The sequence below is a fragment of the Microbacterium sp. LMI12-1-1.1 genome (assembly GCF_040676455.1).
In the GTDB taxonomy this organism is placed as follows: Bacteria; Actinomycetota; Actinomycetes; order Actinomycetales; family Microbacteriaceae; genus Microbacterium.
Window position 1 is genome coordinate 1125260 of record NZ_JBEGIA010000012.1, and the last position, 12662, is coordinate 1137921.

At 72.4% G+C, this 12662-nt stretch carries 10 protein-coding genes; 4 read left to right on the forward strand and 6 right to left on the reverse strand.

The features are described 5' to 3' along the window. Nucleotides 1-20: 20 nt before the first annotated feature. The 5 genes from MRBLMI12_RS13575 to MRBLMI12_RS13595 are packed head-to-tail and all read right to left on the reverse strand — an operon-like array spanning nucleotide 21 to nucleotide 5642. Nucleotides 21-722, reverse strand: a complete 702-nt coding sequence (locus MRBLMI12_RS13575) for a 4'-phosphopantetheinyl transferase family protein (protein ID WP_363356953.1) — start codon at nucleotides 720-722, stop codon at nucleotides 21-23. Next, nucleotides 709-963, reverse strand: a complete 255-nt coding sequence (locus MRBLMI12_RS13580) for an acyl carrier protein (protein WP_349426386.1) — start codon at nucleotides 961-963, stop codon at nucleotides 709-711. Before MRBLMI12_RS13580 ends, MRBLMI12_RS13575 begins: the two co-directional genes overlap by 14 nt. A gap of 19 nt (nucleotides 964-982) precedes the next feature. Further along, entirely contained in the window at nucleotides 983-2125 is a 1143-nt protein-coding gene (locus tag MRBLMI12_RS13585) for an acyl-CoA dehydrogenase family protein (RefSeq protein ID WP_363356954.1), read from the reverse strand. Continuing rightward, nucleotides 2122-3861 (reverse strand): acyl-CoA dehydrogenase family protein, encoded by a 1740-nt coding sequence (locus MRBLMI12_RS13590; RefSeq protein WP_363356955.1) that lies wholly within the window; start codon nucleotides 3859-3861, stop codon nucleotides 2122-2124. Before MRBLMI12_RS13590 ends, MRBLMI12_RS13585 begins: the two co-directional genes overlap by 4 nt. Further along, on the reverse strand, nucleotides 3858-5642 hold the full coding sequence (locus tag MRBLMI12_RS13595) for a fatty acyl-AMP ligase (RefSeq protein ID WP_363356956.1): 1785 nt from the start codon (nucleotides 5640-5642) through the stop codon (nucleotides 3858-3860). The genes MRBLMI12_RS13590 and MRBLMI12_RS13595 overlap by 4 nt, the downstream gene beginning before the upstream one ends. Nucleotides 5643-5843: 201 nt before the next feature. On the opposite strand from MRBLMI12_RS13595, the gene MRBLMI12_RS13600 reads away from it, so the two are divergent. The 4 genes from MRBLMI12_RS13600 (at nucleotide 5844) to MRBLMI12_RS13615 (ending at nucleotide 10514) form a co-directional block, all read left to right on the forward strand. Further along, nucleotides 5844-6416, forward strand: coding sequence for an acyltransferase (locus tag MRBLMI12_RS13600; protein ID WP_363356957.1), 573 nt, complete (start codon nucleotides 5844-5846; stop codon nucleotides 6414-6416). Further along, nucleotides 6413-7609, forward strand: a complete 1197-nt coding sequence (locus MRBLMI12_RS13605; RefSeq protein WP_363356958.1) for a glycosyltransferase — start codon at nucleotides 6413-6415, stop codon at nucleotides 7607-7609. The genes MRBLMI12_RS13600 and MRBLMI12_RS13605 overlap by 4 nt, the downstream gene beginning before the upstream one ends. Nucleotides 7610-7788: 179 nt before the next feature. Beyond that, the gene (locus MRBLMI12_RS13610) at nucleotides 7789-9306 is read left to right on the forward strand and encodes a sugar transferase (protein ID WP_363356959.1); all 1518 of its coding nucleotides are present in this window, start codon (nucleotides 7789-7791) and stop codon (nucleotides 9304-9306) included. Between the two features lie 23 nt (nucleotides 9307-9329). Next, a complete protein-coding gene (locus tag MRBLMI12_RS13615) occupies nucleotides 9330-10514 on the forward strand; it encodes a glycosyltransferase (protein WP_363356960.1) in 1185 nt (394 codons plus the stop codon). A gap of 1100 nt (nucleotides 10515-11614) precedes the next feature. On the opposite strand, the gene MRBLMI12_RS13620 is transcribed toward MRBLMI12_RS13615, so the two are convergent. Further along, nucleotides 11615-12634: a glycosyltransferase family 2 protein gene (locus MRBLMI12_RS13620; RefSeq protein ID WP_363356961.1), complete on the reverse strand. Its 1020-nt coding sequence runs from the start codon at nucleotides 12632-12634 to the stop codon at nucleotides 11615-11617. Nucleotides 12635-12662: the final 28 nt, after the last annotated feature.

A 12662-nucleotide genomic window follows, 5' to 3' on the forward strand; every position in this document is an offset into this window, starting at 1 on the left:
GTGCCCTTCCAGGGATGGGACTAGACGATCGCCCTGACGGACGACCGAGAACGGGAAGGGGCAGCATCGACCCAGCTGACAGCGATCCTTGCATGAGTGACGCCCGATGCGGGAGTCAGCACACCGCGGACGGCGCGGTTGTTACGCAGGTCGGCCACCGCGAGCTCGCGGAAATCCAGTGCGAGACCCTCGCCGACCGCCTTGGCATAGGACTCCTTCACAGTCCACAGCTGGGTGAGCCATGCCCTCCGGCCGGTGGACTCCAGGCCGTCGGCGTGGCGGCGCTCCGCCGGCGTGCACAGGCGCCGCGCCAGCGCCGGCTGGTCGAACACCGGCGCGACCAGCTCGATGTCCACGCCGATGCGGCCGTGCTCGACGACCCCGACCACGAGCCGGTCGCCGGCGTGAGCGATGCTGACGTCCAGGGTCGAGCCCGCGAGTCGTGGCTTGACGCCGCGCGGCGTCGCCTCGAACCCTCGCCAGGCGCGCCCCAGGCGTCCGGTGACGATGTCGCGCACCCACCTCCTCGCGGTCAGGAAGGACGGGAGCCGTGACTCGTCGACAGAACCGAGGGCTGCGGCATCCGCCCCGAGGAGGTGCGCGGCGTCCTCGGGGTCGTGGTCGAGGTCGTCGCGCGCGGGGATGCGGCCCTTCACGACGTGCACCCCGCGCGCCGAGACGAGGCTTCGGCGTGCACCGGTCGCGGGGTCACTCGTCGACACGCTGGCGGATTCCCTCGGCGAGCTCGCGGATGGTGGGGTGATCCCACACGATCGTCGGGTCGACCTCGAGCTCGAACTCATCCTCGATGTCTCCGCAGAGCGTGAGGGCGTAGACCGAGTCGAGCCCGAGTTCGGCGAGCGGCGTGTCGACGGTGAAGTCGTCGGCCTGCATCTTGCCGTAGGCGACGACGCGTCCGACGAGCCACTGCTCGATCTCGGTGGCGGTCAGCTGTGCGGGCATGGGGTCGTCCTTTCGCTGGTCACAGGGGCGTCACGGTCGCGCGTGCGGGACCGATCGCCATCTCCTCGCCGCTCGCGGCGCGGGCTTCGGCGTGCGCGACGAGCCGCGCCACGAGGTCGGTGGGAAGCGGAGGCTGTCGTCGCACCACACGTCCCCGGATGCGTCGGAGACACGCCTCCATCGCGAGGGGGTCGGCCGCGATCGCCTCCGAGCCGCGCGCCTGCCTCCAGCCGTCGATGACGGCTGCGGCCGCGGTGAGCAGCGCGACCCGATGCGCGAGTTCGAGCGCCTGGTGCGGGTCTGCCGTCCCATGTCCGCCCGCTTCCACCGCGGCGAGAGCAGCCTCGGCAGCGGCCGCGAGCTCGGCATGCACTTCGATGGCGCCAGGCGCGCCGGAAGCGATCGCCGTGGCGACGTCCGGCTGAAGGAGCGCGCGCGGCGCCGTGGACCCCGTGTCGCCGCACCAGGCGTCCATTGCTGCGGCCGCCGACGGCAGTGCGTCGGCGAGGTCCGGTACGAGGGGGGCGAGCGCGGCGAGGTCGCGCACATGCTGCTCGATGAGCTCGAACGGCGCGATCCGCGCGTAGAACGTCGAGCCGGCGAGCACCGACACCTGCTGGGCCGCCTCTGCGAGCAGCAGGCAGGTCAGGTGGGCGCTCAGCGCGACCGCGACGGGGGCCGTGGGCGTGTGCGCGTCCGCCAGGCACACGGCGGCGCTGCTGAGCGCATCGGCGGTCAGGGCATCGGCCAGAGCCGCGGCCAGCAGGGAGCGGGCATGCGGGATGTCGAGAACGGTTCCGCCGTAGAGCTGACGGCCGTGGGAGTAGTGCACGGACTCGCGCAGCGCGGCGTCGAGTGCTCCGAGCGCAGCCGCGGGCACCGCGGCCCGGATCGCGATGACCCGGGCGATACCAGCCACCGGGACAGCAGCCACCGGGACACCAGCCACCGGGACGATGTCGGATGCCGGTTGAGCCGTCGTGTCGAACCGGTAGGTCCGCAGCGCGCTCGTCACCACGTGGCTGCCGTCGGGCGCGGTACCCCCGACAGCGGTGCCCCCGACGGCGAGGCGCCCGATGAGCGGTTCGAGCGCGTCGAGTCCTGCCGAGACGTCGCGCTGGAAGGCGGGACGCGCGCGCTCCACACTCTCGGCGATGCTCACGATCGCTCCGTCCACGAGGGCAGCAGCGTGACGTCGCCGCCGGCATGCGCGCGGAGCGCGGCGTCGAGCAGGGCGTCGGCGACCGCGGTGTCGACGGTGTCCGCTCCGAGACGGTTCGCCACCCGCTGCAGCACGGCCGCGAGCCACGCGTCGCTCTCTCCGAGCGGACCCGGGATCGCGCCCGCCCGTGCGAGATGGACGGCCAGGGCGCACGCGGCCCCGAAGACGAGCGCGAACCGTTCGGCGAGGTGGAAGGCGAGCGGATCGGGCTGCGACTGCCGGGGCAGGTCGCCGGCCTCGGCGAGCAGCGCGGTGTACTCGTCGAGGATCCAGCGCGCCGCGTCGACCGCGGCACGGGAGGTGCGACCGTCATCCACCGCGTTGACGAGCGCCGGCAGCGATCGCAGCAGCCGTGACCCGTGTCGGGTCACCAGGCGCAGCGATGCCGTGTCGAGTGCGTCGTGCTCCACGTCCGCGCGGAGCGGTGCGAGCACCTCCGGCAGCGGCGGCGGTGAGGCCGGACGCAGCTGGTTGGGCAGCTCGTTGACGATCATGTTGAGGTTGACCACCGAGTTGCCGTCGAAGATCCCGACGACGCGGCTGTCGCGCGCGGCCTTCTGGAACGCGCCGAAGGCGGACGGATGCAGCCCGCCCGAGCCCTCCGAGCCGACGATGAGCGCCCGGGGCCCGAGCAGACGGGTGAGGTCGCGGAAGAGCAGGTCGGCGGTGTCGGGGCCGAGGAACTTCACGAGCGCGCTCACGAGCGCCATCTCGCCGGGCACGGCGTGCGCCGAACGCACGCCCACCAGCATCAGGCATTCGACCAGCAGCGCGTCGGCGACGGCGATGCCCAGCGCACGCCGTGACGTCGGCGAGTCGAGGAGGCGGCCACGCACGCCGTCCGGCACGGCGGCGGCATCGAGAGCGGTCTGCAGCGCCCGGTCGACGGCTCCGAGTGACAGGCCGGTCGTGAACGGCCGGGTCAGCTGCAGGCTCTTCAGCACGATCTCGAGTCCGTGCCCGGCGGGGCCGACGACGGCATCCGCACCGACCACGGATCCCTCGAACCGGATGCCGGCGAGGTTGGCGCCGCGCAGGCCGTGCGAGGCGACCTTGGCCTCGTAGCCGATCGTGGCGGGGTCGGCCTCTTCCTTGTCGACCAGCACGAGCGACAGCGACCGGGGCCCTGGCCGTTCGTCGGAGCGGGCGAGCACGGTCATCGCCCGGCAGCGGACGGCGTTGTTGATCGGCCACTTCCCGCCGTCGACGCGCACGGTGCCCGTGCCGATCTGCGCGGACGTCGCGGATCGCGACAGGTCCGAGCCGCGGCCGCGCTCGGTCAGCCCCCACGACACCGGGCTCCCGGTGCCGACGAGGCCCGCCATGCGGGTCGCGATCTCGCCGCCCGCGACCCAGGCGCAGATCGCGCCGAGGAAGGTCTTGCCGTGCACGGCGGCGACGGTGAAGTCGCGCCGGGCGAGGTGACGGATCATGAGCAGCGGCACGAGCGCGTCGCCGAGATTTCCGCCGTGGGCCGCGGGCACGTACCACTGCTGCAGTCCGAACGCGGTGACGGCCGCGATCTCGTCCTCCGGGAACGCCGACCTCTCGTCGAGCAGCACCGATCGCCTCGTCGAGACGACCGCCTCGTCGTCGGCGGGGTCCCCGAGGAAGGCGTCGAACGCGCGCACGGGGGCGAGTGTGCCGGCATCCGCGCCGGTGGCCACCGCGGTCATGCCGGGACCGTTTCGAACCCGTCGAGGTGGACGAGCTGCAGCCGCTGCTGGTGCAGGAGCCGGCGCGTGAGTGCGCGCTGCACCTTGCCGCTGGTGGTGCGCGGCAGCGTGCCCTTGCGGATCAGCGCCACGCCCAGTGCGGGCAGGGTGAACTCGGTCGCGACCCGAGCGCGCAGAGCCGTGGCGAGTGCGTCGAGGTCTTCGGCGGTCGCCGAGGGATCCACCTCGGCGACGATGCCCACCTCGGGCGCCACGCCCGGGCGCTCGAACGCCGCGCTGAGGCATCCTGCACCCAGCAAGGGCGCCGCGCTGTGCTCGAGGTCCTGGGGATAGATGTTGCGCCCGCGGACGATGATGAGGTCCTTGAGGCGGCCGGTGATGACGAGTTCGCCGTCGACCATCGCGCCGAGGTCGCCGGTGCGCAGGTACACCTCGTCGGCGACGCCGGCGAGGGTCGCACCGAACTCCGCCGCCGTCTCGTCGGGCCGGCGCCAGTAGCCCTGCGTCACGCTCGTGCCGCGCACCCAGATCTCGCCGATGCGTCCGTCGCGGAGCTCCATGGCCGTGGCCGGATCGACGATCGCGATCTCCATGCCGGCACCGGGCGCGCCGCACGGCACAAGCTCGGCGGTGCGCTCGCCGGGGCTCGCGGCCGCGATCTCGTCGCGCTCGAGCGCTTCGGCGCTGACGACGATCGCCCGCGGCGGCACGGTGTCGCGGTGCGCGGTGATGAGCAGTGTCGTCTCGGCCATGCCGAATGCCGGCACGAACGCCTCGCCGCGGAACCCCGCCGCCGCGAACCGCGCGGTGAACGCGTCGAGGGTGTCGATGCGCACCGGCTCCGCGCCGGTGATCACGGTCTGCAGCGACGACAGGTCGAGTTCGGCGAGCTGATCGTCGGTCACGAGACGGCTGCACAGGGCGAACGCGAAGTCCGGCCCGACGGTGTGGGTCGCCCGGTGCTCACTGATCAGCCGCAGCCACAGCACCGGCCGACGCAGGAACTGCGACGGCGACGTCATGTGCAGCATCGCGCCGGTGAAGAGGGGCTGCAGGATCTGCCCGATGAGGCCCATGTCGTGGTAGTGCGGCAGCCAGCCGACGGTGACCGAGTCCGCCGTCATGCCGACGATGCCGCCGATCGCCTGCTGGTTCGCGTACAGGTTCGCGTGCGACACCATGACGCCCTTGGGAAGCCCGGTCGATCCCGACGTGTACTGCAGGATCGCGAGCGCCGACTCGTCGATGTCGGGCATGCTCCAGTCCTCCGCAGAGGCTGCGGCGGGTCCGTCGACGGCGATCACGGCGGCGTCCGCGATCGATGTCTCGCCGGCGAGGCCGAGTCCGTCGAGGGCGCCGGTCTCGGTGAGCACGGCCTTCGCCCCGGCGTCCTCGAGGATGGCGAGCAGGCGCTGGCGCACGGCATCCGCATTCCGCATCGCGGTGATCGGCACCGGGGCTGCCGCGACACCCGCGTACAGGCACGCGAGCAGCGCACGCACGAACGGCAGGCCCGGCTCGAAGGCGAGGATCGCGACGTCGCCGGGCGTGAGGCCGGCGCGGGCGAACTCGACCGCGCGAGCCCGCGCGTCGGCATCGAGGTCGACGTACGACACCTCGGCGACATCGACGGGCGAGCGATAGAAGCGGATGCCGCGGCCCGCGGCATCCGTCGCCGACCGGCGCAGCCTGCGCACGAACTCGGTCCCGCTCTCTGCCGCGCCGTCCTCCCTCGCGGGCGCCCCGGCCCGTGGCACGTGCACGTCACTCTCGGTCATCATGGACTCCCCTCGGTCCTGACGCCTTCGCGCCCCGCGAGTTCCGTCCACTCCCCACAGCCTCAACAGCCGACGGATCCAGCGGCGACACTGCGGCACCCTCGTGGTACAGACTGACCGACGCAAGCGACGCCGCTGTTACACGCGCGTTAACTCTCCGGCACCCTCCTCGTGGCGCCGATCGCGGCGGCTAATCTGAGCCGCGTGGGGCGGATCAATGGGTATGGGGTGCTGCTGGGGGCGCAGCGGCTGCGGGACTCGGCATACAGCCGTCTCGTCGCCGGGGGCTTCCAGTCGTTCGGCGCGGGCTCGCGGATCATGCTGCCCGCGCGCATCGCGAACCCCGACCGGATCGCCGTGGGCGCCGGGGTGCTCATCGGCGCGGGCTCATGGCTGATGGTCCCCTCGCGCGACGAGCCCGGGCCCGTGATCGAGCTCCATGACCGCGTGCGCATGCGTGGCGCGTCGATCTCGGCAGTGCGCAGCGTGGTGATCGAAGAGGCGGTCGGCATCGCGGCAGGGGTGTACATCTCCGACCACAGCCACGGCTTCGACCTCGTCGACGTGCCGATCCGCGACCAGCCGCTGACCGAATCCCGCCCGGTGCGGATCTGCCGCGGCGCATGGCTCGGCCAGAACGTCGTGGTGATGCCCGGCGTGACGGTCGGGGAGGGCGCGGTCGTCGGCGCGAACGCGGTCGTCACGCGCGACATCCCGCCGCGAACGGTCGCCGTCGGCGCGCCGGCGCGCGTCGTGCGAGAGCTGGTGCCCGGGTGACGGAAGCGGACTCGCGCATCCGCCGCAGGGCGGCCGGACGCACAGCCGAAGGCACCGACGACTTCGTGTTCACCTTCTCCTTCGAGACGTACGCGGATGCCGTGCGCCGCGGCATGATGCGGCCGCCCGACCGCATCGTCTCCAGCCTCATGCGCAGTCCCAACGTCGGCCGCATGGTGGTGGCGAACCCGTTCCGCTGGCTGCCGCGGGTGACGATGTCGCCGGTGCTCGACCGGGACGCCCGGTTTCCGGCATCCGATCGGATCTGGCTGCACTCACCCGCCCGCCGGCGGCGCGCGGACCGTCTCGACCCGGCGGAGGTCGCCGCCGAGTACGCGGAGTATGACGCGTCGCTGCGGCGCGAGGCGCAGCGACGGGGGCTCAGCGACCCGGTGGCGCTGACCTGCAATCCGCTCGTCGCCGGCTTCTCGCCCTTCGACTGGGCACGGCAGACCACGTTCTTCGCGCGCGACGACTGGCTGAGCTCTCCGGGGCGCAGCGAGTACTGGCCGGCCTTCCGCGAGGCGTACCGCCGCATCTCGGCGTCCGGTCGCAGCGTCGTGGCCGTCTCGGCGCAGATCCTCGAGCGCATCGAGCCCACCGGGCCGCACGAGGTGGTCGCCAACGGCGTCGAGCCCGCCGAATGGCTGCAGGCGCCGCCTCCGGAGCCGGCCTGGCTCGCCCGCGTGCCGCGACCGCGGGCCGTGTACGTCGGCACGCTCGACAGCCGGCTCGACGTCGAGGGGATCGCCGACTTCGCGCGTGCCCGGCCCGACGTGCACACCGTGCTGATGGGTCCGCTGCCCGATGCGGTGTACATCGCGCCGCTGCGGGCGCTCGCCAACGTGCATGTGCACGGCAGCGTCGGCCGCGCGGAGCTCATCGCGACGCTGCGCAACTGCGATCTGGCGCTCGTCGCTCACCGGCGCACGCCGCTGACCGAGGCGATGAGCCCGCTGAAGCTCTACGAGTACCTGGCGGCCGGCCTGCCCGTCCTGTCGATCGACCTGCCGCCGGTGCGCGACATCAGCGACCGCGTGTGGCTGACGCCCGCGGTCTCGGACTTCGTCGACGTGGTGGACGCGGCGCTGCAGGCGGGTCCCGCCGAGGATTCCGCGAGGACCGCCTTCATCGAGGCGAACTCGTGGACCGCCCGCCACGAGCGGATCATCACGCTCGCGCGCGGTGCCTGACACCGACGGTGTTTCGCGCGTGTCACGCGCACCCGAAGCCTGTGTAAACAGGTGGTGACCTCGCTGGTATCGCCGTAGCGGCACCGCTAGCGTGGCCTTCGCGAGCGGGGATCGCATCGACGGGCACTGGGGCCGATGGCCCCGTTATGCGTGTCGGTTGCGTTCTTGGGGGTGCGCCCGTGTCATCTGCTTTTCTCGATCTTCGTTCGACGGCCCGACCGGCGTCTCCCGTCGAGCTGTTCTCGACGGTCGCCGAGATCGCGCCGCAGCCGCGCAGGCTGGGCTGGCGTCGCCGTCTCGCCTGGGGGATGATCGCGACGGATGCCGCGGCCATCGCGGTCGCCGTGTTCACCGCCCAGCTCCTGAGGTTCGGAGACCCGGTGCGCGCCGGTTCCGTCTCGACGACCGACGTCGCGTACGGGCTCATCAGCATCGCGCTCATCGTCGTCTGGCTGATCGCGCTCGCCGCGACCCGCAGCCGGCTGCTGCGCAACACCGGCACCGGCATGGTGGAGTACCAGCGCGTGCTGCAATCGACGCTGTTCACCTTCGGTGCCTTCGCGGTCGTCGCCTACCTGCTCCAGCTGCAGCCGGCTCGCGGCTATCTCGCGATCGCGCTGCCCTTTGGACTCGTGCTGCTGATCGTCGGGCGCGGCGTGTGGCGCACGTATCTGCACGCGCTCCGGCGCGCGGGACGGTGCATGACGGGCGCGATCGTCGTCGGGGAGCAGGGCGACGTGCTGCGCGTCGTGTCGCAGCTGCGCAGCCACTACCGCATCGGCTACCGCGCGATCGCGGTGAGCACGCCCGGCTCGCCGCACGCGGGCCCGGTCGAGCAGTCGACGGAGGTGCTGCCGTTCGTGCCGCTCGACGACGTCGCGCGGGTCTCGAAGAACCGCCGGGCCCGCGCGGTCATCGTGGCGGGCAGCCTGCCGGGCGGCAACGAGGCGATCCGGCGGCTCGGATGGGAGCTCGAGAACTCGCAGGTCGAGCTGATCCTCATGTCGCGGCTCACCGACGTCGCGGGTCCCCGCATCCACATGCGGCCCATCAACGGTCTTCCGATGGTGCATGTCGACCTGCCGCGCTACTCGGGATACAGCCACGCGGTGAAGCGGCTGTTCGACATCTCGGTGGTCACGGTCGCGCTCGTGCTGCTCGCGCCGGTGTTCGCCGCCATCGCGGTGGCCGTCCGCCTCGGCAGTCCGGGTCCGGTGATCTTCCGGCAGGAGCGGGTCGGCGCCCACGGCACGCGGTTCACCATGCTCAAGTTCCGCTCGATGGTGGTCGACGCCGAGGCGCGCCTCGCGGAGCTGCGCGCGCTCGACGAGGGCAACGGCGTGCTGTTCAAGCTGAAGGACGACCCGAGGGTCACCCGCACCGGCCGCTTCCTCCGTGCGTACTCGCTCGACGAGCTGCCGCAGCTGTGGAACGTGCTGCGCGGCGACATGAGCCTGGTCGGCCCGCGTCCGCCGCTGCCGAGCGAGGTGGAGCAGTACGAGGGCCCGGTCAGTCGCCGGCTGCTCACCCGCCCGGGGATCACCGGGCTGTGGCAGGTCAACGGCCGCTCGAACCTCTCGTGGGAGGACAGCGTGCGGCTGGATCTGTACTACGTCGAGAACTGGTCGATCACCGGAGACATCGTCGTGCTCGCGAAGACCGCCAAAGCCGTTCTGCACAGCGACGGCGCCTACTGAACCACCCGAGAGGTCGTAGGAACATGTCAGGTCTCATCGTCCAGGAATGGATAGAACGCTCGGGCGGCGCCGAACAGGTGCTGGACGCCTTCCGGATGGCCCTGCCCGACTCACGGATGTTCGCGCTGTGGAGCGATGACGGCGAGCGGTTCCCCCGCAGCTCGGTGCACGAGTCGTGGATGGCGCGCACGCCGTTGCGCCGCCACAAGGCGATGGGGCTGCCCCTCATGCCGGCGACGTGGCGGGCGGCGACGGTGGGCTCGCTGCCGGACTGGGTGCTCACGAGCAGCTACGTCTTCGCGCACCACTGCGACTTCGGCACGCGGCGCGACGGTGTGCCCAAGTTCTCGTACGTCCACTCGCCCGCTCGTTACCTGTGGGAGCCCGAGCTCGATGGGCGCGGGAGCTCCGCGGCGCTCGCCGCCGCACGCAGCGTTCTCAAGCGCGTGGACCGCGCCGCGGCGGCGCACGCCGGCGACCTGGCGGCGAACAGCGAGTTCGTGCGCCGCCGCATCCTCCGCTCGTGGGAGCGCGACGCACGGGTGATCCACCCGCCGGTGAAGGCCCGCGAGATCATCGAGGGCGGCGACTGGGCCGAGGCGCTCACCGCCGAGGAGCAGGCGGTGCTCGAGGCGCTCCCCGAGCGCGGCTACTTCATGGCGGCGTCGCGACTGGTGCCGTACAAGCGCCACGACGCGGTGATCCGGATGGGCGATCGGCTGGGCGTGCCCGTGGTCGTGGCCGGCACCGGGCCCGCACGCGACTACCTCACGGCGCTCGCCGCATCGGCGTCGGTGCCCGTGCACATGCTGGGCTTCGTGTCGGACGCCCTCATGCGGGCGCTCTTCCAGCGCGCGCTCGCCTTCGTGTTCCCGCCCGTCGAGGACTTCGGCATCATCCCCGTCGAGGCGATGGCGGCGGGATGCCCCGTCATCGTCAATCGCGTGGGCGGCGCCGCCGAGTCGGTGATCGACGGCGTCACCGGCTTCACGGTCGATCCGGACGACCCCGTCGAGCTCGCCGCGGCGGTGGCGGGTCTGGACCGCATAGACCCGGATGCCGCGCGGGCCCGCGCCGCGGAGTTCGACGTCTCGCGCTTCGTCACGCAGGTGCGGACGTGGGTTCTGGGGTCGACGGATGCTGCGTCGCCACGTGCTTCGTCTGCGCCCGCGTCCGTACGCGCCGACGCCGCGCGGGTCTCGACCTGACGCCGGGACCCGCCTCTCCGCCTTGCTCCCGGTCGTTGAGCGAGCGAGGTACGAGCGAGTCGAAACGCGCCGCACCGCCCCTTCCCGGTCGTTGAGCGAGCGAGGAACGAGCGAGTCGAAACGCGCCGCACCCGCCGTACACCCCGACCCCGGCATTCCCGCATACGCGGCGCGTTTCGACTGCGGGCGCTGGGGCGCCCTCCGCTCAACGACCGACCTCTGCCGGTCGTTGAGCGAGCGAGGTACGAGCGAGTCGAAACGCGCCGCACCCGCCGCACACCCCGACCCCGGCATTCCCGCATACGCGGCGCGTTTCGGCTGCGGGCGCTGGGGCGCCCTCCGCTCAACGACCGACCTCTGCCGGTCGTTGAGCGAGCGAGGTACGAGCGAGTCGAAACGCGCCGCACCCGCCGTACACCCCGACCCCGGCATTCCCGCGTGCCCGGCGCGTTTCGACTGCGGGCGCTAGAGCGCCCTCCGCTCAACGACCGACGTCTGCCGGTCGTTGAGCGAGCGAGGTACGAGCGAGTCGAAACGCGCCGCACCCGCCGCACACTCCGGCCCCGACGATCCCGCGTGCCCGGCGCGTTTCGACTGCGGGCGCTGGGGCGCCCTCCGCTCAACGACCGACCTCTGCCGGTCGTTGAGCGAGCGAGGAACGAGCGAGTCGAAACGCGCCGCACCCGGCGTACACCCCGACCCCGACATTCCCGCATATCCGGCGCGTTTCGACTGCGGGCGCTGGGGCGCCCTCCGCTCAACGACCGGGGGGAGAGGCCCCGTTTCGACTGCGGGCGCTGGAGCGCCCTCCGCTCAACGACCGACGTCTGCCGGTCGTTGAGCGAGCGAGGTACGAGCGAGTCGAAACGCGCCGCACTCGGCGTACACCCCGACCCCGACGATCCCGCGTACCCGGGGCGTTTCGACTGCGGGCGCTGGGGCGCCCTTCGCTCAACGACCGGGGGGAGAGGCCCCGTTTCGACTACGGGCGCTGGGGCGCCCTCCGCTCAACGACCGGGGGGAGAGGTCCCGTTTCGACTGCGGGCGCTAGAGCGCCCTCCGCTCAACGACCGGGGGGCGGGCGCCAGAGCGCCCTCCGCTCAACGGCCGGGGGCGGGCGCTGGGGCGCCCTTCGCTCGACGACCGGGGGTGGCGGCGGCGGGCTCGGGCAGCGCGCGGCCGAATAGCGCGGCCTCGGCGTGGGGGTAGCCCGACGCCCAGTCGGCGCGGCGCCGCCAGACCGTCGTCCACGGCCGGTTCGCCCGGCGGGTCAGGGTCTCGAGGGCGGCGCGCACGGCGACGCCCGTCTTGAGCAGCAGCACCCCGACGGCCGCGCGTCGCGGCGGCCAGGTCTTCTCGAGGTAGGTGACCTTGCCGGCGAGCACCATCGAGCCCTTCGAGCTGCCCGCCGACGACCCTCCCACGGTGTGGATGATCGCCGCCGGGGGATAGACGACGCGCGCCATGCCCCGTGCGGCCGCCCGCATGCTGAACTCGGCGTCCTCGCCGTAGAGGAAGAACTCCTCGTCCATGCCGCCCAGCTCGACGAAGTCGTCCCGGCGGATGAGCAGCAGGCATCCGGTGATGATCGGCACCTCGCGGATCGTGTCGCGCGGCCACGTGCCCAGCGACTCGGGGTCGAAGAGGCGGGAGCGCCGGAAGACGGTCGACAGCATCGTCGCGTACATGCTGAGCGACCAGAGCGTCGGTGCGCCCCAGCACGACGAGGGCTCGAGCGTGAGGTCGGCCCGCAGCGTGCGCCCGCCGATGATGCGGTACTGCGGATTCTCGCGGGCGAAGCCGATCATCCGTGGCAGCGAATGCTCGAGCATGACAGCGTCGGGATTGAGCAGCAGCACGAACTCGCCGCGCGCGAGGGCGGCCCCGCGGTTGACCGCGCGGGCGAAACCGAGGTTCTCGCCGGCCTCCACCACGTCGATATCCGGGTGCGCCGAACGCAGCGCCGCGGCGCTGCCGTCGCCCGATCCGTTGTCGACCACGACGACCTGCGCGTCGAGACCGCCCAGGTGCGCGAGCACCGAGCCGACGCACGCGATCGTGTCGTCGCGGGTCTGGTAGTTGACGATGACGACGGTGACGTCGGGCGCCGGGGTCTGCACGGGGTCCTCCCAGAGGTGATCGCGACGG